Consider the following 22,492-nt stretch of genomic DNA (forward strand, 5'->3'; position numbering starts at 1 on the left):
GAGCTTAGGGGCTGTTGACATTTCATAAATGGCTTGCGTTGTAGGTTAAAATTGAGCAGGTATGAGGAGTATACTCCGCAAGGAAACGAAGAGAATAACGAGTCTATTTTCAAGTTTCATAACGTAGTCTGAGATAATTTTAGCCACAACCCTGAGCAAGAACAAAGCACTGCTTTGTTTGCAGCGCAAGGCGCAGCGGGGACTAGTGTGTTTTTTGCCGATTCGTTGTTACGAACTACTTATTTAGAATGACTAAATTTCGTATTTCGTGCCTAGAATCGCCTAAAAAACACACGTAGTCGCAAACATAGACAAATTGTCAACAGACCCTAAATATCTTGTTAGTTTTTATTGGAATAATCTCGTGCGCCAAATAATGCTGTACCAATCCGAACCATTGTTGAGCCTGCAGCAATTGCTTCTGCCAGATCTCCTGACATTCCCATACTCAGGGTATCCCAATCTTCAGGACGAACATGGAACACTTTAACTTGGTCAAATAACCGCTTGGCATCTTGAAATGCTTCAGTGTGATGTGGTGCAGGAATCACCATCAGCCCTCTTAACCTTAAATTCGGCAACAGGCTGATTTGCTTGACCAATTCAACAACTTCTTCAGGCTGACAGCCATCTTTGCTGTCTTGTGCATCAATATTCACTTGTAAACAGATATTTAAAGGGTCTTGAGTTACATCTCTTTGTTTCGATAAACGTTCAGCAATTATAAAACGATCTACGCCATGCACCCATGCAAACTTTTCGGCAAGATGCTTGGTTTTATTGCGTTGTACATGACCGATAAAATGCCACTCAATATCCAAATCTTTTAAATCTTCAATTTTATCCAAGGCTTCTTGTAAATAATTTTCCCCAAACGAGCGTTGCCCTGTGCTGTACATTTCTCGTAATAATGGACTTGGATGTGTTTTAGAAACCGCCAATAACTGGACCTGTCCCATATCTCGATTTGCAGCCAAGCAGGCATCCTGAATTTGTGCTAAAACATGATTTCGAGCTTGATTTAGATCATTCATTGACGGGGTTCTCATTTCATAAAAATTTCAGCTTCCAAGCAATTAAATTGTTGGTTATGCTGAGTGAAAAGCCTTATTATTCTACAAAATAATCAGGGTATGTTGATTGTTCATCAATGGCTTGTACGTGGCAGGCAAAAATTAAACAAACCATGAGTGAAATATAAAGAATAGCAAAACTATTTCAAAATTTCATAACGCAGTTTGAAATAATTTTAGCCATAACTGTTGCAAGAACAAAGCATTACTTTGTTCTTAATGTATGACAAAACGAGAAACCGAGGTGTTTTTTACTGCTAAAACGTTACTTTGCGAAATATGGTTTCTCATCATTTAGAATAACGCCATTTCGTAGTTTCTGCAGAAGAACCAAAAACACTAAGATCGTCAGCAACATAGATGAACGCTCTTTACCCTAGGCTAAGAGATTTTATTCGGGGACATTATGGATATTACAGAATTATTGGCGTTTTCCGTTAAAAATGGTGCGTCTGACTTACACCTTTCAGCGGGTATGCCACCGATGATTCGTGTTGATGGTGAAGTCCGCCGTATCAATTTACCAGCATTGGAACATAAAGAAGTTCATAGACTGGTCTATGACATCATGAATGACAAACAACGTCGAGATTTTGAAGAACAATTAGAGACTGACTTCTCTTTCGAAGTTCCAGGCGTTGCCCGTTTCCGTGTTAACGCATTTAACCAAAACCGTGGTGCAGGTGCGGTATTCCGTACCATTCCATCCAAAGTCCTGACTATGGAGGATCTTGGTTTAGGACAAATCTTTAAAGACCTTTGTGACTTACCACGCGGTTTAATTTTGGTTACAGGTCCAACAGGTTCTGGTAAATCAACCACTTTGGCTTCGATGATTGACTTCATCAATGACAATCGTTATGACCATATTTTAACTGTCGAAGATCCAATCGAATTTGTACACCAATCTAAAAAGTGCTTGATCAACCAACGTGAAGTGCACCGTGATACACATGGCTTTAACGAGGCGCTACGTTCTGCACTGCGTGAAGATCCAGACATTATCCTTGTCGGTGAGATGCGTGACCTTGAAACTATCCGCCTTGCACTTACCGCAGCAGAAACAGGTCACTTGGTCTTTGGTACACTGCATACTACTTCCGCAGCGAAGACCATTGACCGTGTGATTGATGTATTCCCTGCCGAAGAAAAAGACATGGTGCGTGCCATGCTTTCTGAATCATTACAAGCTGTTATTTCTCAAACTCTATTAAAGAAAAATGGCGGTGGACGTGTTGCTGCACATGAAATCATGATCGGTATTCCTGCAATTCGTAACCTGATTCGTGAAAACAAAGTTGCACAGATGTATTCAGCAATTCAGACTGGTGCAAACTATGGTATGACCACACTGGATCAAAGCTTAAAAGCGCTGGTTGCCAAAGGTGTAATTAGTCCTCAAGTTGCGCGAAATGTCGCAAAACAACCAGAATCATTTCTATAAATAAGATGGACGATTGAGGCTTAAAAGATGGACTTTAATGACTTGCTCAATATGATGATTGAGCAGAAAGCATCCGACTTGTTTATTACCGCAGATGTAGAACCATCAATGAAAATTAATGGTCAAATCGTCCCTGTGGTAAAAACCAAGTTAAACGGCGAAATCATCATGCAATTGCTCAACTCAATCATGAGTGAGAAGCAACGCAAAGAATTTGCAGATACGCGCGAATGTAACTTTGCCATTACCAACAGAGATAAAACTGCCCGTTTCCGTGTCAGCGCTTTTCAACAACGTGATATGCCAGGTATGGTTTTGCGTCGTATCGAAACTAAAATTCCAACCATGGAAGAGTTAAAACTTCCACCTATACTCAAAGATCTAGCCATGACAAAACGTGGCATCATTATCTTTGTTGGTGCGACAGGTACCGGTAAATCCACATCTCTTGCATCGATTATTGGCTATCGCAATCAGAACTCCAAAGGTCATATCATCACCATTGAAGATCCGATTGAATTTGTTCACGAACATGCTGGCTGTATCATCACCCAACGTGAAGTTGGTATTGATACTGACTCTTTTGAAATTGCCTTGAAGAACACCTTGCGTCAAGCACCTGATGTTATTCTGATTGGTGAGATTCGTTCCCGTGAAACAATGGATTATGCGATTGCCTTTGCAGAAACTGGACATCTGGTCTTTGCGACACTACATGCCAACAATGCCAACCAAGCCATTGACCGCATTATTCACTTCTTTGAATCTGACCGTCATAGCCAATTGTTTATGGACTTATCTCTTAACCTTAAAGCTATGGTCGCACAGCAATTAATTCCAACACCAGATGGTAACTCGCGTCGTGCAGCGATTGAGATTCTGATCAACTCACCACTCGTTTCAGATCTCATCCGTAAAGGTGATGTACATGAAATCAAAGATTTGATGAAACGTTCACGCGAATTGGGTATGCAAACTTTTGACCAAGCCTTGTTTGACCTTTATAAAGCTGGTCAGATTACCTACAAAGATGCGTTGAAACATGCAGACTCACCAAATGATTTACGTCTACAAATCAAATTGGATGAAGAAGGTGGCGCGCAGTTATTGAATGCCAACAGCAAATTGACTTTTGATGGGCAATAAAGCAACACAAAATCTTTAAAAATGAAAAGGGAGCTTCTAAAAGCTCCCTTTTCATTTGTTGTATTTATGTGATTTTAACGCTTACGATAAGCTTCCTGACATTCAGGCTCATCACAATAACCATATAGATTTAGAGAATGACCAGTTAACTGGAAACCATGCTTCTCAGCAACTGTATGTTGTTCATGCTCAATGATATCATTAGTAAATTCAACGACTTTATTACAATTTTGGCAAACCAAATGATCATGATGATCTTCTTGCATAATTTCGAAAACAGAATGATTGTTTTCAAAATGATGACGCTGAATAATTCCAGCAGCCTCAAATTGTGTTAACACACGATATACGGTCGCTAGACCAACATCTTCACCTTGTTCGAGTAATGTTTTATAAATGTCTTCCGCGCTCAAGTGGTGTTGTCTTGAATTTTCTAATAATTCCAAAATCTTGATTCGTGGTAGGGTAACTTTAAGTCCAGCTTTGCGTAAATCTTGATTTGAAATAGGCATATAAAAAGGTCTCTCAACAAATTTTAAGTTGGAATATGCAACAGAGTTGAGATGCAGTATGATCTATCCTTGGATCAATTGCATCATAATTAATTTGGGATAGTGTAGCAAAATGCAAAAAATCATGCTGACGTTATTCGTCGCTTCTTTACTTGGTGGTTGCTCTGTATTTGGAGTATACAAAGTTGATATACCTCAAGGAACACCATTAACCCAAGCTCAAGCTTCAAAAATTCAAGTCGGTATGACCTACCAGCAAGTGAGATTCTTACTGGGTAGCCCAACAATTTCAGATCCAATGAATCCTGGACGTTGGGATTACATTTACAACTATATCCCTGGAACTTATGCAAAAAAAGCAAAAATTCCAGCAGCACATGGTCAACACTTAAAGGTTTATTTTGATCAATCAGGTATTGTAAACAAAATCGAAGGTTTGGAAACCATTCCTGAGTCACAACCCGGTTTACCCGCTTCTAAAGAAGCAATATTGAATGCGCCCCCACTATAGACACTTTGTCATAAAAAGAAACCCCTCTTTGAGGGGTTTTTCATATGCATTCAATTGTTTAAAGCGATTAGCTATAATCGCTTAAGATTTGAAGAGTAATTGCTGATAACGATTTCCACGGCAATAACGCCCAACAGGATTGGCTTTGGCGCGATTACGACGAATGTCTTTGGGATTAATGGTTAAAGCTCTATAGATTTCAACACGATCACCAGCTTCTAACAAATGTGCTTGATCTTTAATCTTGACACCAAAGATGCCAAAACTAAAATTTTCAGGCAATTCTACTTGCTCCGCCAGACCACTTTGGGCAATTGCATCAGCAACGCTCATGCCCAGAGAAAATTGTAACTCAATGTGAAATTGTTGCTTTTCGGTAGCATATGCTACCCAAATTTTAGCCACTTGATTCACCAATACCCTTAAATAAATTGTCCGATATATGCAACCAATGCCATTAAAATGGCTAAAGGTAAAATGATACGCACTGCAATACGCCAAATATTATAAAAGCCTTCTGAACTAAAATTAATTGCTTTTCGTAAGTGACTGATTTTCATCATCCAACCCACAAATATTGAATAAATCAAACAAATCAACAACCCCCAGATCATTAACAATGGATTAAATATCATCGAAATGTTTGGAATCGCCCAAATAAATAATGCCACCAAAAGCACAGCAAATTGAATTACCACAGCCACTTGGCGTTGCACTAACTGTTCTTTGCTCAATTGTAATAATAGAGCAGCGGAAATGATCGCAGTAAATAATAATGCATAAGCTGGAATTTGTGATGAAACAGCGAAGAAACCAAATGCTATTACTGCAATCAATTGTGCAATCCAGATCGGTAAAGCGGTTTTGCTTGCCTCATTGTGCTGTTGGACATTGAGCAAGCTTGTTTGCCAATACAACCCAAGACCTAACCCTGTTGCAACTAAAGCTAAAATTGTGGCATTACCCCACTCTTTAAACTCAACAGGCGTCACATGCCAAGTCTGCAAACCTGTTCCAAAAACCTGAGCCAAAGCCAATGAAACCAGTACGCCAACTGTTGTTAAACCGACCAAGAACTGACGCGGAACAAAAGATAATGCAAAAGCAACCACAGCACTGCCAACAAAAATCAAATGTGGCGCAACTGGAAGTTGAGCAATATGTACAGCACTAGCACTAATATTTGAAAGTATGCCACCCGCTAAGAATGGAATAAAAATGACTGCCAACCATCCTACAATACGCCAGGATTGTGATGCATCTGCGTCACGAGTTAAGCTAGACAAGGCATTTAATGCGGTTGTTTTAGAGCGTTTTGCTAAAGCAACCTCTAAATAGGTAATCGGCAATGCCAAAATCAGCATTGACACTAACCACAATATCCAAAAATCAATTTGTCGATCAATTTGAATACCCAGACTTGGTGCTAAGCCTGCGATAATCATGAATGATAAACAAAATGCCATGAGCGGCGATAACCATCGTGACATAGAATTATCCTGCATGAGGTGTTTCGTAAAAAGTTCTGCTATTTTGCCTTTGTCGATGCTGAAAATCAAAGCTTAAAAGAAAAAAGCAAATCACCCCTCGATGATTTGCTGCGCTAGACTTTTTTATAATCGCTCTTATTTCTTTTTATCCCCTCTGAATTTTTTTAATTAGAGAGCGGGTCATTTCCATAACTTAGGCTGAAATCAGCATGAGGTTATGAAAAAAATCGTGCAAACCAATTCTTGCCTTTTTTCTTTTCATTTTCTTTAATGATCCCCATCATATTTAATTTCACAGCTCCAACATAATCAGCGTCATCGTGCTGAATATGATTAATTAACCATTTAGACAAGACTTCATGTAATTCTTTTTCAATTGAATGACCTTGCTCAAAACTTTCACGGTAACTTTCTATACGCTTGATAAATAAATCATGGACACGTTTATGAGGAACACGATATTTATAACCTGCTTCTTCTTGTAAACTTTCTTCAAATGTAAAATGTGATTGCGTATAGTCGATAATATTATCGAGTATTTGTTTAATACGAACACGATCCGTTGCTATACCAATTTCATCAATTTCATTGATGTAATCCAAAATCCTTCTATGTTGATCGTCAATCACATCGATACCAGTATTATATTCTGGAATCCATTTCATCTTCATACGATCACCTTAAAAAATAATGTCTTGACCTTTAAAATCCATATTAACGAGAATCAAGTCAAATAAAAATGAACCGTATTACTCGGGATTCATTAAAAAAACCGCATTATTATTTAAGTTATTGTTTATATTAAATTAATATTATTAATCAAACTAAAAGAGTAAGATATTTTTTAACCAATATTAAAATTCAAATGATTTTATAGATGATTTAATTATCTATTTATAGGTTTAATTCATTAGATTAGATACATAGTTATTTCAACTCATCAATTAATATTAAACTAATGCTGATCTGCCTTGGTTATTCTGACTAAACTCGGGTCAGCAGCTTCACGCACCAAGCGCTCGACATGAGTGGTTGCAGTTTTTATCACCTTCCCCTCTTTAAATAAAATCATTTCACCTGGTTTATAAGCTGTCCATACTTCATTTTGAGTCAACGGTTCTGTTGTTATTACAGCTACACGATCTTCTTTGGTGGTAAATTGACTAAAATCGATATCGACATCAATATCAATTAAACGTGCATATTTAAAAGGATACTCTCTAACAATCCAATGCAGTTTGGTCGTCGCATAACTAAATAATGCTTGTCCATTGGAAAGACAGAAATTAAAAGTCCCATATTCTGCAATTTTAGGAGAGATTTCTTCTAGTAAAGCAAAAATATCATTTAGACTTGGCTCAAAATAACCAAATCTTAAAACCAGCTGTTCGAGTAAATAGCAAAATGCCAATTCACTGTCTGTACTGCCTACAGGCGTAAAGCGCCCCGACAAATGCGGATGAAAATTAAGTAAGTCGCCATTATGTGCAAAAATCCATTGTCTCCCCCACAATTCACGAATGAAAGGATGCGAGTTTTCTAAAGTGATTTTACCTTGTGTCGCCTTACGAATATGTGCAATCACATTGCGTGATTTAATCGGATAATTACGTACCAACTCAGCAATTGGCGATACGACTGCAGATTGATTATCCACAAATAAACGACAAGCTTTATCTTCAAAAAAAGCAATACCAAACCCATCAGAATGATCAGAGGTTATTCCTGCACGTTGAGAAAACCCACGAAACGAAAATGTAATATCGGTGGGTGCAGCACAGTTCATTCCAAGCAATTGGCACATAGCGTATTCATACAGCGTTTTATTTATAAGAATATTGTGCATGACTCCGCTTCCGCTTGCAAATCTCAATAACTGAAAATAACAGCATACAAGCGGATATTAGACCAAAGGAGTGAAATTGGGCATTGAAAGAAAAAAAAGGATATCTTTAGGCTTTCATACTTCATCGGCAAGTATAAAAAATTAGGCAGTACCCTTTGATCATTTAAACTTAGCGATTAACCATTTTATTGAGTACGAATTTTTTTGCGACTTCATTGACATCGAGAAATACAAAATAATCCAAGCAATTGAATGCTTCATCATGATATGCCTGCTTTGATAAGCGTGCATTCATTTTCAAATACACATCAAATAGTTTTGGAATTCTTTCATCTTGTGGAAAACTGTATTCTGGATGGCTCGGTTCAAAAGCGGGTTTAGCCTTAACATCAATTGATTGCTTAGCCGTCATTTTTTTAAGATGTTGGTGAGTGTAGTAAGCACGTGCTTTATTGTCTTCCAAACGAATGCTGACACAGCCCATCAGATGTTTGGCTTTCATTTTCCAAAGTACTGTAGGAACTAGATTTAACCAAAGTATCGACAGCGCACGTCCATTACGATAGCGAGGATGGACACAGGTACGCCCAATTTCAACAATATTTGATAGGTCTGAGAACTGTGAAACATCAAATTCTTGCGCGCTATAACTACGCGCAAGCTCATGACCTTGGATCAATTTTAAACGGGTATAAGCAACAATTTCATTGCTCCACTTATCTCTTAGTACGGCATGTTCACAATCAAGATCGTAAAGATCTTGATCTAAACCATTTTCAAAGTGGATACCAAACTGATCTGCAAATTGTACTGCGCGGAATTTTTGTACTTCTTTAAGCTGTTTAAGGTCTTCAACCCATTCAAATTTATATTGTGACTGTGCTTTTTTAGGTTTAGGCAAAGGTAAATTGAAGTTCTGGAAGTTCTGACGATACTGATTTAATTTTGCGAACATATTTTTAGACTCCTTGAGCTTTTACTTACACTAGGCAATCCACATGACACTTATATGACGAAAAAATGACCATTTCAAAACACACTACAAACGGTCATAGGGGATAAATCCCTCCTCCAATAAAAAACCAGTGTAAAAACACTGGCTTTGATCAGACAAAGTAGATTTATGCGTGATTGGACTTTGAGCGGTTGGTAATCAAAGTACCCACACCATGATCAGTAAAGATTTCTAATAATGTTGCATGAGGTACACGACCATCAACAATATGTGCACTGACCACCCCACCTTTTACGGCATCTAAAGCACAGCCTACTTTTGGAATCATGCCACCATAGATCACCCCTGTTTCGATCAGGCGATCAACTTCTTGTGTACTGAGTCCAGTGAGTAGATTTTTATTTTCATCTAAAACACCGCTAATATTGGTCAACAAGATCAGTTTTTCAGCACCTAAAGCTTCTGCAACTTTACCCGCCACTAAATCTGCATTGATATTATAAGTTTGACCATCTTCATCCACACCAAGCGGTGCGATCACTGGGATAAAATCACTTTGTGTAAACATTTCCAAGACATCGGTCTTTACACCAGTCACTTCTCCCACAAGACCTAAGTCAATCTGGGTCACTGTACCATCATCTTGAGTTTTTTCCATCAACAGCTTTTTGGCACGTAATAAATTACCGTCTTTACCTGTTAAACCAATTGCGCGACCACCATGCTTATTGATCAAGTTGACGATTGATTTGTTCACGCTGCCACCTAAAACCATTTCAACCACTTCCATGGTTGCTGGATCAGTTACACGCATACCATCAATACGATCAGACTCACGTCCTAACTGTTTTAATAATGAATCCACTTGCGGACCACCACCATGTACAACAATTGGATTTAATCCGACGGTCTTCAGCAAGACAATATCGCGCGCAAATGAACTTTCCAATGCAGGATCAGTCATTGCGTTACCACCATACTTCACAACTAGCGTTTTACCTGAAAAGCGTTGAATATACGGCAAAGCTTCTGTCAAAATTTGTGCTTTGTCGATGCCAGTGTGCTGGTGTGGCATTCGTCTCTCCTTAATGAGTTATAGCGGCTTGATCGATGAGTATGGATCGCGCAAAAAATCAATGTGCCTGTAAAATATCTTGGGCGATCATAGGATAGCGATCATGGAGCATAGACGCAAATGTCTGACGAATCTCATCTAAACGATTTTGACAATCGGCATCAAAACGAACGGTAAAATACTCCCCCGTATTGGATGCGCGAATAATGCCGAACCCATGTTCAAAATCAAGTCGAACCCCATCAATTTTACTTAATTCAGCACCAAACTGATGACTGAGATGCTCAATTTCATTCAGCACAATTTTTGGATCTGTATGGTGGGTACTGATATAAGTATCTTCAGTATAAAAACGATCAGGATAAGAAGCTAAAATTTCTGACAATGTGGCTTGAGGAAAATGACATAAGTATTCCATCACACGCAAAGCAGCATATAAGCCATCGTCATAGCCAAGCCCACGCCCGTCGTTAAATACATAATGACCCGCATACTCGCCACCAAACACAGCATGTCCTTTTGACTGCGACATATACTTACGTAAAAAACTACTGCCTGTACGAATCATTTTCGCTTGTCCACCTAAGTGCTCAACGACCTGACGCACCATAGAGGAACATTTCACATCAAAAACAATTTCATGTTGTGGATGATCTTTTAAACACATTTGTGCAAATAGAGCCAACAGTCGATCAGCCGAAATGATATGCGCATTTTCATCGAGTAGAACAACCCGATCTCCATCACCATCTAAAGCAATCCCTATATCCGCTTGATGATTGAGTACATTCTGACGTAACAATTCTAAATGTGTCGCTTGTGATGGATCTGGTGCATGATCTGGAAAATTACCATCCGCATTACAACGCAAAGCAATTACTTCGCAACCGAGCTTCTTCAACACAAGATTGGCACAAAACCCAGCCGAACCATTTAAACCATCAATCACCACTTTTAAAGGTCTGGTTAATTGAATATCGTTAAGTAGTGTGGATTGATAAGATAAACAGAACTCAGATTTAATGTGGTGCGATGTTGTTTTAAACCCTGATACTGGCATACGCTCCACAGACTGGGTGTTTTGCAGATATTGTGCAGCTTGAACCCCAATATATTGGATCATTTCTGGAGATGGTGGCTCAGACTGAATAATCCATTTAATACCGTTATCCGTTTTAGGGTTATGGCTGGCGGTCACCATAATGCCATTCCCCTGCGTATTACGTGCGGCAAAATACAATTGAGGTGTGGAACAACACCCTATTTCAGTCACATCGATGTCTTTATGTTGAAATACTTGTTTGATAATTTGAGCAAAAACGGGGCTGCTTAAACGTGCATCATAGCCCAAAGCCACTTGTGATTGACCCTTTTCAATGAGTTGATTTGCCAAGGCATCAGCAATGCCCTGAATTAACTCAGGTTTCATCATTTCAACTTTTCCACGAATGTCATATGCACGGAAAATTTGAAAAGGAAAATCATTCATTTTCATCATAAGCAAAAACTTCTATTTGCCAACCCTCTATTACTCAACTTTCATTTTGATCATGATGAGTAAACAATTCATTTATTTGAGAATTTATTCTAGGGCTTAATGCAATTTATCAACAAATTCTTCATAATATATTCAGTTTTCTACTTGGCTTTATACATACTTTTTGTTACATATCAAAAAAATACTTTAAAAAGCCTGATAACTCAGGCTTTTTAAACAAGTGTTAAACGATTAGTTTTTGCCTGTATGACCAAAGCCACCAGCACCGCGTTCTGTCGCCTCAAACTCATCCACAATATCAAATTGCGCTTGAATTACAGGTACCAACACATATTGTGCCAAGCGCTCACCAGGTTCTAAAGTAAACGTTGTTTGACCACGATTCCACACAGAAACCATCAATTCACCTTGATAGTCTGAATCAATCAATCCAACTAAATTACCCAACACGATACCATGCTTATGACCTAAGCCCGAACGCGGTAAAATTAAGCCTGCAAATTGAGGATCTTCGATATAAATCGCCATCCCTGTTTTTACTAAAACGGTTTGACCTGGTTCAATTTGAATCGCTTCATCAACACATGCGCGCAAATCCAAACCTGCAGAGCCTGTAGTTGCATATGTAGGCATTGGCCATGCTTGACCTAAACGTGGATCAAGTACCTTTACTTGAACTTTCATATTGAAATCCTTGCTTAAATAAAAAAATTAAATGCACTTTGCACTCTTGCTAAGTTGCCTGTGCATCAACAGTCAGGCTACAGAACAAGCAAAGTGCATATTTCAAAATTAGCGTTTTAATAACGCTTTTAGATTCTGTAAATACTGTTGAGCCTGTTGTTTTGGATCAACATTTTCAGCAAGTTTTTTCTTACGCCCCAACCAATCCAGCTCATCCTGTGGCAGTTCATCTAAAAAGCGACTCGGCGTCATTTGCTTCATTTGCCCACCGTTTTTACGCTGCTCAGCCAAAGTTAAAGTTAAACCTTGTTGTGCACGGGTAATGCCCACATACATGAGACGGCGTTCTTCCTCAATGGTTTCCGCGGCAATCGAGTTCTTATGTGGTAAAAGTTCTTCTTCCAAGCCCATAATATAAACAAATGGAAATTCCAAACCTTTGGAAGCATGCAGTGTCAAAAGATTAACTTTGTCAGTGTCTTCATCTTCCTGTTGCTGCTCTAACATATCCAGTAAGACCATTTTACGAATTACACTTTCAATGTTCTTTTCATCCACATCTTCTGCACGATTGATTAAACTCTGGATACTGGTATAAAGCATTTCGACATTATCCAGTTTGGTTTTTTCTTGTGCCGGCGTCGCTGCAGTTTCACGAAGATAATCAATATAACCGGCTTCATTCATCATCTGACGAATTTTAGGAACAGGTTCATCGTCATCCAGCAATTCACGAGTAAAATCATTGATAAAGCCTGCAAACTCAGCCAACTGTGTGGTTGCCTTTTTCGGCATCACCATTGTCAAACGCTGATCACTGGCTGCTGCCAATAAAGATAAATGGTTTTCCTGCGCAAATAGCCCCAATTTTTCCAATGTCACTGGACCAATGGCACGTTTAGGCGTATTGATGATGCGTAGGAATGCACTATCGTCTTCAGGGTTAATAATGACACGCAAATAGCTCATGACATCCTTGATTTCAGCGCGTCCAAAGAATGATTGTCCACCCGATAACTTATAAGGAATCTGCATTTGTCGAAGTTGAGTTTCCAGTACGCGAGCTTGGAAGTTACCACGATAAAGCACCGCATAATCCTTCCAATTCTTACCATTCATTAATTTATGCGTAAGCAAGTCTTTAACGACACGTTCTGACTCATCATCATCATTTCGGCAAGTAATCACTCGAATCACTTCACCATGCCCTTTATCACTCCACAATTTTTTATCAAAAATATGCGGATTGTTTTCGATTACATGGTTGGCTGCTTTTAAGATACGACTGGTTGATCGGTAGTTTTGCTCAAGCTTGATGACTTTTAAATTGCGGAAATCCTCTTTAAGTAACGCCATATTCTCAGGCTTGGCACCACGCCATGCATAAATGGACTGGTCATCGTCGCCTACAGCAGTGAATTGCCCCATGACCCCGACCAATAATTTTACCAAAATATATTGGGCTGTATTGGTATCCTGATATTCGTCTACCAACAAATAACGCACACGGTTCTGCCAACGATCACGCACTTCGGCATTCTCTTGTAACAGCCGTGTTGGCATCACAATAAGATCATCAAAATCTACTGCATTATAAGCACGCAGGTTTCGCTCATATAGCTGATACAAATGGGCAAATTGGACATCTTCGGGTGTTTCACAGGTGGTATGTGCTTGCTCAGGCACAATCAGATCATTTTTCCAATCAGAGATCTTCTTCATGGCTTTGGCAATCAAATCTTTACTTTCAGCACCTGACAAATTATCACGATGCATTAAGTCCATCAGGATTCGTTTACAGTCATCCGAGTCAAGAATTGAAAAATTATTTTTAAGTGGTGTATTTTTAAGCTCTATACGTAATAGATTTAAACCAAAGGTATGGAAAGTTGAGACTGAGAGCCCTTTACCTTCTTCTTTACCCAATAATTTACCAACACGCTCTTTCATTTCACGCGCTGCTTTGTTGGTAAAGGTCATTGCTGTAATTCGGTGTGCAGGAATACCACATTGCTGTACAAGATAAGCAATTTTTCTTGTAATTACTGAAGTTTTACCTGAACCCGCCCCTGCAAGTACTAACAAGGGTCCTTGAGTATATTTCATGGCTTCAAGTTGCTTGTCATTTAGTTGACTTGCTTTCGACATTGTTCATCCTCATCAAACTTCGAGCTCGATTATAGTCATCTAAAGTAGACTTGCAAAATGCTTAATTTGAATTTTTCCGACATAAAAAAACCACGTTTAGATGGTTTACTTTAAATAGCGTATTCGGTGATCTATTTTGCTTGTTGAGTTTCAATCACTACCTTTTTTTATACAATCATTATGCCCATTTTAAATTGCAGTTGGTTGCTCAGCCATTTAAGACACTCCCTATTCTCCTTAAAAAATCATCGTCGATTATTTTCCAAACAGTTTGCTTGAGTAAAATATAGGCTAGATACATCAGCACTTTTTTAGCATTAAATCACCAGTTAATAGTGAATCATCTGCTATATCAACCATAAAATAAAAAAGGAATCATAAAATTATGATTCCTTTTCAAACACTTAAACCAAAAAGAATAAGTATTTATCGTTTTTAGCTTGCAGCGTAAATGCTGATTTCTACACGACGGTTTTGTTCACGACCAGCAGCAGTTGAGTTATCTGCGATTGGATTTTGTGAACCATAACCTTGAGTATCAATACGGCTTTGAACACCTTGACCTCTCAAATAGTTTGCTACAGAAGCAGCACGGTTTTGTGACAATGGGATATTGATTGAATCATTACCAGTATTATCAGTATAACCAGTCACAAGAATTACGCTCTTGTTGTCTTCTTTCAATGTTTGAACAACTTTGTTCAACGTACCGTAGAAGTTAGGTTTGATGTTTGCCTTGTTGGTATCAAAAGTAATGCTACCTGGCATAATCAATGCAACAGAGCCATCTGGATTACGGCTAACTTCTACACCAGTACCCTGCATTTGTTGACGTAATTTTTTCTCTTTATTGTCAAGGTAAAGACCAGCACCCGCACCTAAAAGTGCGCCAATTGCTGCTGCACGGTTGTTTTGTGCAGAACTGTTTGCGTTACCACGAGACAAACCATAACCTGCCGCCGCACCGATCAAACCACCTAAAGCAGATTTGTCGTATTCCATACCGCCGATGTTATTACCAGTCGTTTGACAGCCAGAAAGTACAAGAGCCCCAGCTGTAAGTGTTGTAATTAATAGTGCACGCATTGCATGCCTCCAAGTTGTGTTTTTTGTTAGGGTAATTTTGGTATAAAAAACAAAGCGCCACTATAGACGTTTTGTTAAAATTCACATTTTTTTTTACATTTTGTAATATTTACAACAAAATTAACAAAACTGATCATCATAATTTATACATAGTCATTAAATGTACCTTTTTAAATTAAATCGTAACGACTATATTGTGTACTTTGAGCACACATTCACCATAAATCACTAGGACTGTTCTATGTCATCTCAGCAGCAGAAGCAACCTATTTTAAAAAAAATTACGAAAGGGCTAACCGTTGGTACAGTGATCACTGGGAGTACTTTTTTTCATGGTCCGCCAGTGCTTGCTTTAGGTCTGACTAAATTGTTTAAAAAGTCCAAGAAAGTGGATGAAACCAACATTAATATCACCAATAGCTGGCTAGCTATAAATAACTGGTTGATTGACCATGTTTTACCAGAAACACAATGGGATATCAGTGTTGATGACAATCTCGATCTGAATATGCAGGGACGTTATTTAATGACCTGTAACCATCAAAGCTGGGTAGATACCACAGTCAACCAATACTTCGGCTTAACTCGTATGCCTTTGACCCGTTTTTTCACCAAATGGGAACTTATATTTATTCCCTTTGTTGGGCAAGCCTTTAAAATTTTAGGCTTCCCAATGATGAAGCGACATAGTAAAGCGCAAATTGCAAAAAATCCAGAACTCAAATATCGCGATTTGGAGGAAGCACGAAAAGCCTGTGAACAGCTTCTCAGCCAGCCATTCACCCTATTAAACTATTTGGAAGGTACCCGATTTACCCAACAAAAGCATGACCAACAACACTCTCCTTTCACCCATCTGCTTAAACCAAAAGCAGGAGGATTAGCGCTTGCTTTAAGTATCTTGGGTGATCAAATTGATGCTTTGGTGGACATGACCATTGTTTATCCAGATGGTGCACCTGGTTACGGTGAATTTTGGTTGGGTGAAGTGCCCCGAATCGCTGTAAATATGCGTAAAATTGAAATTCCAGATTGGGTACTGGGCGGGAACTATGAAGACGATGCGGAATATCGTCAACGTTTTCAAAATTGGGTGGATCAGTTATGGGCTGAAAAAGATCAGTTGATCAGCACCATGAAAGAAAAATATAAAAGCTAATCTCAGCTTTTTTGTAAATTCAATGTAAAGGATTGGCATGACAGAGCAAGTTAACGCCCCTCAACAAGAGGCACAACCCAAACAAGAGATGTCACGAGGATGGTGGATATCATTTGGTTATGACATCTTTATGATGTTTATCATTTTGTTTAACTTATTCTGTTTATGTGCCAATGCCTTTTTGATGAGCAATTTTGGCGATTGGTTGTTTAATGAAATTCAGCTTCCCCAAGTATTACAGTACTACAAAACGGATTTACATCCCTGGGTGATTAAAACAGAAAGTTGGTTTATTACTTTCTTGGTTGTTGAGTTGGGCATCCGTTGGTTGATTGCTATTGTCAACAAACATCATGCCCGTTGGTTCTTCTTCCCTTTTATTCACTGGTATGAAATTTTAGCCATTATCCCCTATCTACGTTTTTTACGTTTAATTCGGGCAGGCATCATTGCATATCATTTTCATGAATTAGGCTATAAGGTCATTCCTGACAGTATCATGAGACGTATCGTCTTTTATTATCGTGTACTGATGGAAGAACTTTCTGACCGTGTTGTCATCACTGTGATTGATGGGATCAAACATGAACTTGACACCAGTTCGAGTCATAAAAAGATCATTCATGACTTGGTTGATCACCACCGAGAACGTTTTGCACAGACTTTGGCTGAAATTTTACAGGAGTCTTTGGCTGTAGAATTAAAAGCACAAAGCACTCAAATTACCCACAATGTTGGGCAAATCGTTCGTCAAGCCATTGAAGATACCCCCCAACTCACTCAATTATTAAGATTGATTCCGATTGCAGGTAGCATGATTGAAAATCAAATTCAAAATATTGGACAACAACTGGGAGAAAACATTACTCAAGGCTTAGTGCAACCATTTACCCAAGGTAGTGTTCAAAATCCAAACGCAACTTATCAACTTATTTCTACCAAGCTAAGTCAGATAAATATTGAAAATCAGCATCTTGAAGAATTAGTTGAATCTGTTGTCTATGAAAGTTTAGAATCATTAAGAAAGCAAGTGAAAGTAAAACAATGGCAAATTGAATTAGAAAAAAATGATCAGGTCAAAGATTGAGTGATTCAAAGAATAAGCAATTCATTGAAAATATTTGTATCTTTGCTAGAGAAATCATTGAATATGTTCTAGCATTTGCCCTAATTTACAATTTGACTTTAGATAGAAAAATTTAGGTCACAAGCCTTTTAAGGAACAATTATGGCTGATATACGGATTACAGGCAGAATGGTTAATTTTACCCGATTAACCTTCGATACTAATGATCATGATGCCATCCGCCAGCAATTAACTTCAATGATGAGTGAAACCTCTTATCAAGGGGCTTTGGTCATTATTGATACCACAGTTGAACAAGAGCTTATCGCCTTGATTCAATTGATTATCAGCTTAGATTTACAGCCAATGGCTGTGATTGATGGTTTGTTGGGTGATCAAGCCAGAGCAATTCAATTCCCTGTTTTGCCTGCCGATCGTCCTTTACAGCGGATTAAACCCACTAAAGAACAAGTGGTTGAAACACCTGTAAAACAGCCTGATCAACCAACAAAAACTACAACAGTGAATACGCCTAAAACATTAAGTCATGCAACCTCATATCATGATGAAATTTTAAGAACGGGGCAATGTATTGTTCAAGACCACGGCGATGTCATTCTAAATGCTGGTATCAATAGTGGTTCAGAAGTCATTGCTTCAGGAAATATACATATCTATGGCAGTGTTCGTGGTAGAGTCATCGCTGGTGCAGGTGGGAATACCACTGCAAGAATTTTTTGTCATTCATTAGAAGCCGAATTGGTTTCTATAGCAGGAACATATTGTGTAGCAGATGATATTCCGCAAGATGTCATAAAAAAAGCTGTACAAATTTACTTGAATGATCAGCAAGAGCTAGTATTTGAAGCTTTGCAATTTTAAGGTATAAATTAAACACCATATAAAACTCGTTCAATCGAGTAAATGACCATAACAGGAGTGGATTCGGTGGCCAAAATTGTTGTCGTTACATCAGGCAAAGGTGGCGTAGGTAAAACTACGACGAGTGCATCTTTTGCAACAGGATTAGCCCTACGTGGTCATAAAACTGTTGTGATTGATTTCGATGTGGGGTTGCGTAATCTTGATTTGATTATGGGCTGTGAACGTCGTGTTGTTTATGATTTTGTTAATGTCATCAATAACGAAGCGCGCTTACAACAAGCCTTGATTCGTGATAAAGATATTGAAAATTTATATATTTTACCTGCATCACAAACACGTGATAAAGATGCCTTAAGCGATGATGGTGTCGCACGTGTAATTGATGAACTTTCTCAAGAGTTTGATTACATTATTTGTGACTCACCTGCAGGGATTGAACGTGGTGCGATTTTAGCCATGTATCATGCAGATGAAGCCATTATTGTGACCAACCCTGAGATTTCTTCTGTTCGAGATTCTGACCGTATTATTGGAATGCTCGACAGCAAAACGAAAAAAGTTGAAAACAACGAAGGACGTGTTCGTAAACATTTATGTATCACACGTTTTAACCCTGAACGTGCCGATAAACAAGAAATGTTGACCATTGACGATATTTCTAAAGATATCTTACGTGTGCCTACTCTTGGTGTTATTCCAGAGTGTCCAAGTGTGCTTCAGGCATCGAATGAAGGTAAACCTGTCATTCTTTACCAAGAAGCTTCTGCTGGACAAGCGTATGATGATTTAGTTGCTCGTTTCTTGGGTGAAGAACGTCCTTATCGTCACATTACAGTGAAACCTAAGGGTTGGTTAGCACGATTATTTGGAGCGTAGAAATGGCAGGATTTTGGAGTAAACTTTTTAGCAACGATGACAAACCATCTAGCGCCCAAACTGCTAAAGATCGCTTAAAAGTTATTGTTGCTTCTGAAAATGGTTTGGGCAAACGCCTGAGCCAAGACAAGATTGATCAAATGAAAAAAGAAATCATGCAAGTGGTCAATCGTTATGTACGTGGTGTGGATGAACAGCATATTCAAATGCAAGTTCGTTCAGAAGCCAACATTGAAATGTTGGAAATGAATATCAATTTACCTGAAGAACGATAATTTCATTATTGATTAGTCAAGTGAATTGATTCAGGGCAAAATATGTCGCGGAGTTAGAAAAGCATCGCTTTTACTCTTGCTAGATATTTTGCCCTTTTATTTTAGATTTTATTCAGCTAAATATTGTATTTATCCGTATTAGCGTAAATATCAATAGCTTTTATATAATGCTGCAAACTAAGATAAACAATTAGATTTAGATTTTTTGAGGAGATGCTGTTATGGCACTTTCACAGCCAGCAACGTTCAATGAAGAATGGTCAGACGAGCGTGTATTTGCCTATTTAGATCAACTTCCTCCTGAAGGAATCAACACAGATTTCCATGTGTTGTATCATGCTTTTAAGCATATGCGTCCTTTTGATTATGAACGCTTATTGACTAAGTTTGTCGCTGATGGTCGTGACATTAATGCAACCAATCCCGAAGGTCAGCGTATTCATGACGTGATTGCTGAATACCCGCGTCAAAAAGAAGGTTTCTTAGAAGTATTGGCAAAGTTTGCTTAAACATTCAAAAGGAATAATGACGAACTTTTAAAAAGTTTAGACTTATTTGATACAAACGCTCGATGAATATCATCGGGTGTTTTTTTATGAATAGTAAAGCTAGAGCAACGCATATATGATTGTGTACTAATTTTTTGTATTAGATATAAATATTGACGATCACCAAACATCAAAGATTTTAGGATTAATGCTAGGTGACTTTTTTGTGACCTTATTCTCCCTCTCATGAAGATCCATTGTTGAAGTTAAAACATAGAGTTATTCAAAATAATCACCAGTTTACTTCACAAATACACCTTGAAAGATATAACTTATCATTAACCAAAAAAAACCCAGCTTACGCTGGGTTCTTCGAATCAAGTCAGTGCTTAGTGAGCAGCGAATTGGTTCATTGTGTTTTTAGCATCGTCATGCGCTTTAAGTGCATTGTCACCAGAGAAGATTTCTTTGTGATCATCACCGATGTCTGAACCAGCCATTGCTTGGTGTTTAACACAAGCAATACCACCGCGGATTTCTTTACGCTGTACGCCAGCAACATAAGCCAACATACCTTCAGAACCGAAGTAACCTTGTGCAAGCTCATGAGTTGAAAGCGCAGCAGTGTGGTAAGTCGGAAGTGTGATCAAGTGATGGAATACACCTGCTTCACGAGAAGCATCTGCTTGGAAAGTACGGATTTTTGCATCAGCATCAGCAGCTAATTCAGTGTTATCGTACTCAGCGCTCATTAATTTAGCACGGTCGTAAGCAGAAACATCTTTACCTTCAGCAACCCAACGATCGTAAGCTTGTTGACGGAAGTTTAAAGTCCAGTTGAATGATGGGCTGTTGTTATAAACAAGCTTCGCATTTGGAACTGTTTCACGTACACGGTTAACCATGTGAGCGATTTCTTCAACGTTTGGAGTTGCAGTTTCGATCCAAAGAAGGTCAGCACCATTTTGTAAGCTAGACACACAGTCAAGTACAACACGGTCAATTTGAGTACCTTCACGGAATTGATATAAGCCAGAAGCTAAACGCTTAGGACGGTGTAATTTACCATCACGTTTGATCAAGATTTCATCTTCTTGAGCATCAGCAATATCAATTTCTTGAGTATCTAAGTAGCTGATATATTGAGAAGCAATGTCACCTGGCTCTTTAACCACTGGGATTTTTTGAGTCAAGTCAGCGCCTTCAGAGTCAGTACGTGCAACGATGATACCGTCATCAAGACCCATTTCTAAGAATGCATAACGTAATGCATGGATTTTAGCGATGAAGTCTTCGTGTGGAACTGTTACTTTACCAGCTTGGTGACCACATTGTTTCGCATCAGATACTTGGTTTTCGATTTGAAGGGCACAAGCACCAGCTTCAATCATTTTACGCGCAAGTAAATAAGTTGCTTCTTCGTTACCGAAACCAGCATCGATGTCCGCAATAATTGGCACAACGTGAGTTTGGAAACCATCGATTTGAGCAGTAATTTCAGCAGCTTTTGCAGTATCACCTGCTTCTTGAGCTTTTTTAAGCGCACGGAATAAATCGTTTAATTCTTTCGCATCAGCTTGACGTAAGAATGTATAGATTTCTTCGATCAATGCAGGTACAGAAGTTTTTTCGTGCATAGATTGGTCAGGAAGAGGACCGAATTCTGAACGAAGTGCAGCAACCATCCAACCAGAAAGGTAGATGTAACGTTTGCTTGTTGTACCGAAATATTTTTTGTTCGCGATCATTTTTTGTTGCGCGATGAAACCATGCCAGCAACCTAATGATTGAGTATATTTGCTAGAATCTGCATCATATTCAGCCATATCACGACGCATGATCGCAGCTGTGTATTTAGCGATATCTAAACCAGTTTTGAATTGGTTTTGCATCTGCATACGAGCAGCATCTTCTGGGCTAATATCGCGCCATGTGCTTCCGAATTTTGCTTTTAATTCACGGATTGCATCAATCGCTGTTTGGTATGTAGTCATGATATGTTCCTGTAATAATATTAGGATTTCATCAATCGAAGAGCCAAATCCACTCGGTATTTGATTGTTCAGATTTAGAACACTTCGTTGTTATGAAGTTAGCTTAGATTGAGTGCCTAAATTAATCCAATATTTTGAGTTAATTTTCAGTATTTATTTAAAAAATATATAGATCAAAGTCGTATTATAATTATGTAAGAATTTTTTAAGCCTTTATTTTTTCTTTAATTTTAAATCATCTCAATCAAAGAACTTTGATTAATTATGCACCAGATTGCTCA

General features: G+C 38.5%; 22 protein-coding genes. 9 read left to right on the forward strand and 13 right to left on the reverse strand.

Features of this window, described 5'->3' with window-relative positions:
- Nucleotides 1–341: 341 nt before the first annotated feature.
- Nucleotides 342–1,034: a YggS family pyridoxal phosphate-dependent enzyme gene (locus AC1Z3T_RS16940; protein ID WP_208474907.1), complete on the reverse strand. Its 693-nt coding sequence runs from the start codon at nt 1,032–1,034 to the stop codon at nt 342–344.
- A gap of 445 nt (nt 1,035–1,479) precedes the next feature.
- On the opposite strand from AC1Z3T_RS16940, the gene AC1Z3T_RS16945 reads away from it, so the two are divergent.
- Nucleotides 1,480–2,517 carry a type IV pilus twitching motility protein PilT gene (locus AC1Z3T_RS16945; RefSeq protein WP_005030845.1) on the forward strand — a complete coding sequence of 346 codons (1,038 nt, stop codon included), beginning with the start codon at nt 1,480–1,482 and terminating at the stop codon, nt 2,515–2,517.
- 27 nt (nt 2,518–2,544) lie between these two features.
- A complete protein-coding gene (locus AC1Z3T_RS16950) occupies nt 2,545–3,663 on the forward strand; it encodes a PilT/PilU family type 4a pilus ATPase (RefSeq protein WP_004828052.1) in 1,119 nt (372 codons plus the stop codon).
- A 74-nt stretch (nt 3,664–3,737) separates the two neighbouring features.
- Here AC1Z3T_RS16950 and fur read toward each other — a convergent pair whose 3' ends face one another.
- Complete coding sequence (fur, locus tag AC1Z3T_RS16955) at nt 3,738–4,175, reverse strand: ferric iron uptake transcriptional regulator (RefSeq protein ID WP_004828050.1); 438 nt, start codon at nt 4,173–4,175, stop codon at nt 3,738–3,740.
- 112 nt (nt 4,176–4,287) lie between these two features.
- Between fur and AC1Z3T_RS16960 the strand changes: the two genes are divergently transcribed.
- Nucleotides 4,288–4,686 carry an outer membrane protein assembly factor BamE gene (locus AC1Z3T_RS16960; RefSeq protein ID WP_004828048.1) on the forward strand — a complete coding sequence of 133 codons (399 nt, stop codon included), beginning with the start codon at nt 4,288–4,290 and terminating at the stop codon, nt 4,684–4,686.
- An 81-nt stretch (nt 4,687–4,767) separates the two neighbouring features.
- Here the strand turns inward: AC1Z3T_RS16960 and AC1Z3T_RS16965 are convergent, their stop codons facing one another.
- From AC1Z3T_RS16965 to AC1Z3T_RS17010, 10 genes are all read right to left on the reverse strand, one after another.
- Entirely contained in the window at nt 4,768–5,091 is a 324-nt protein-coding gene (locus AC1Z3T_RS16965; RefSeq protein ID WP_151751636.1) for an RnfH family protein, read from the reverse strand.
- A 17-nt stretch (nt 5,092–5,108) separates the two neighbouring features.
- On the reverse strand, nt 5,109–6,191 hold the full coding sequence (locus AC1Z3T_RS16970; protein WP_483396804.1) for a hypothetical protein: 1,083 nt from the start codon (nt 6,189–6,191) through the stop codon (nt 5,109–5,111).
- 200 nt (nt 6,192–6,391) lie between these two features.
- On the reverse strand, nt 6,392–6,847 hold the full coding sequence (locus AC1Z3T_RS16975; protein WP_004828043.1) for a bacteriohemerythrin: 456 nt from the start codon (nt 6,845–6,847) through the stop codon (nt 6,392–6,394).
- Nucleotides 6,848–7,131: 284 nt separating this feature from the next.
- On the reverse strand, nt 7,132–7,980 hold the full coding sequence (locus AC1Z3T_RS16980; protein ID WP_009585828.1) for a class II glutamine amidotransferase: 849 nt from the start codon (nt 7,978–7,980) through the stop codon (nt 7,132–7,134).
- Nucleotides 7,981–8,191: 211 nt separating this feature from the next.
- On the reverse strand, nt 8,192–8,977 hold the full coding sequence (locus AC1Z3T_RS16985) for a GNAT family N-acetyltransferase (RefSeq protein ID WP_100884610.1): 786 nt from the start codon (nt 8,975–8,977) through the stop codon (nt 8,192–8,194).
- A gap of 166 nt (nt 8,978–9,143) precedes the next feature.
- Entirely contained in the window at nt 9,144–10,052 is a 909-nt protein-coding gene (gene argB / locus AC1Z3T_RS16990; protein WP_004828038.1) for an acetylglutamate kinase, read from the reverse strand.
- 58 nt (nt 10,053–10,110) lie between these two features.
- A complete protein-coding gene (locus tag AC1Z3T_RS16995) occupies nt 10,111–11,550 on the reverse strand; it encodes a phosphomannomutase/phosphoglucomutase (protein ID WP_483396805.1) in 1,440 nt (479 codons plus the stop codon).
- 231 nt (nt 11,551–11,781) lie between these two features.
- On the reverse strand, nt 11,782–12,234 hold the full coding sequence (gene dut, locus AC1Z3T_RS17000; RefSeq protein WP_004828035.1) for a dUTP diphosphatase: 453 nt from the start codon (nt 12,232–12,234) through the stop codon (nt 11,782–11,784).
- 108 nt (nt 12,235–12,342) lie between these two features.
- A complete protein-coding gene (locus tag AC1Z3T_RS17005; protein WP_004828034.1) occupies nt 12,343–14,382 on the reverse strand; it encodes a UvrD-helicase domain-containing protein in 2,040 nt (679 codons plus the stop codon).
- 435 nt (nt 14,383–14,817) lie between these two features.
- Nucleotides 14,818–15,468: a YiaD family glycine zipper/OmpA-like lipoprotein gene (locus AC1Z3T_RS17010; RefSeq protein ID WP_004828032.1), complete on the reverse strand. Its 651-nt coding sequence runs from the start codon at nt 15,466–15,468 to the stop codon at nt 14,818–14,820.
- A gap of 241 nt (nt 15,469–15,709) precedes the next feature.
- On the opposite strand from AC1Z3T_RS17010, the gene AC1Z3T_RS17015 reads away from it, so the two are divergent.
- The 6 genes from AC1Z3T_RS17015 to AC1Z3T_RS17040 all read left to right on the forward strand — a co-directional run bounded on the left by AC1Z3T_RS17015 (nt 15,710) and on the right by AC1Z3T_RS17040 (nt 20,238).
- Nucleotides 15,710–16,627 carry an acyltransferase gene (locus tag AC1Z3T_RS17015; RefSeq protein ID WP_199993621.1) on the forward strand — a complete coding sequence of 306 codons (918 nt, stop codon included), beginning with the start codon at nt 15,710–15,712 and terminating at the stop codon, nt 16,625–16,627.
- 37 nt (nt 16,628–16,664) lie between these two features.
- Nucleotides 16,665–17,714, forward strand: coding sequence for a preprotein translocase subunit SecA (locus tag AC1Z3T_RS17020; RefSeq protein ID WP_483396806.1), 1,050 nt, complete (start codon nt 16,665–16,667; stop codon nt 17,712–17,714).
- 141 nt (nt 17,715–17,855) lie between these two features.
- On the forward strand, nt 17,856–18,575 hold the full coding sequence (gene minC, locus AC1Z3T_RS17025) for a septum site-determining protein MinC (protein WP_004828026.1): 720 nt from the start codon (nt 17,856–17,858) through the stop codon (nt 18,573–18,575).
- A 66-nt stretch (nt 18,576–18,641) separates the two neighbouring features.
- Nucleotides 18,642–19,454: a septum site-determining protein MinD gene (minD, locus tag AC1Z3T_RS17030; protein ID WP_004722761.1), complete on the forward strand. Its 813-nt coding sequence runs from the start codon at nt 18,642–18,644 to the stop codon at nt 19,452–19,454.
- A gap of 2 nt (nt 19,455–19,456) precedes the next feature.
- On the forward strand, nt 19,457–19,729 hold the full coding sequence (gene minE, locus AC1Z3T_RS17035) for a cell division topological specificity factor MinE (protein WP_004722763.1): 273 nt from the start codon (nt 19,457–19,459) through the stop codon (nt 19,727–19,729).
- Nucleotides 19,730–19,950: 221 nt separating this feature from the next.
- Nucleotides 19,951–20,238 (forward strand): PA4642 family protein, encoded by a 288-nt coding sequence (locus AC1Z3T_RS17040; protein WP_004828024.1) that lies wholly within the window; start codon nt 19,951–19,953, stop codon nt 20,236–20,238.
- A 368-nt stretch (nt 20,239–20,606) separates the two neighbouring features.
- Here the strand turns inward: AC1Z3T_RS17040 and AC1Z3T_RS17045 are convergent, their stop codons facing one another.
- The gene (locus AC1Z3T_RS17045) at nt 20,607–22,211 is read right to left on the reverse strand and encodes an isocitrate lyase (RefSeq protein ID WP_004828022.1); all 1,605 of its coding nucleotides are present in this window, start codon (nt 22,209–22,211) and stop codon (nt 20,607–20,609) included.
- Nucleotides 22,212–22,492 lie beyond the last annotated feature (281 nt).

It is taken from the genome of Acinetobacter sp. B-6 (assembly GCF_056930735.1).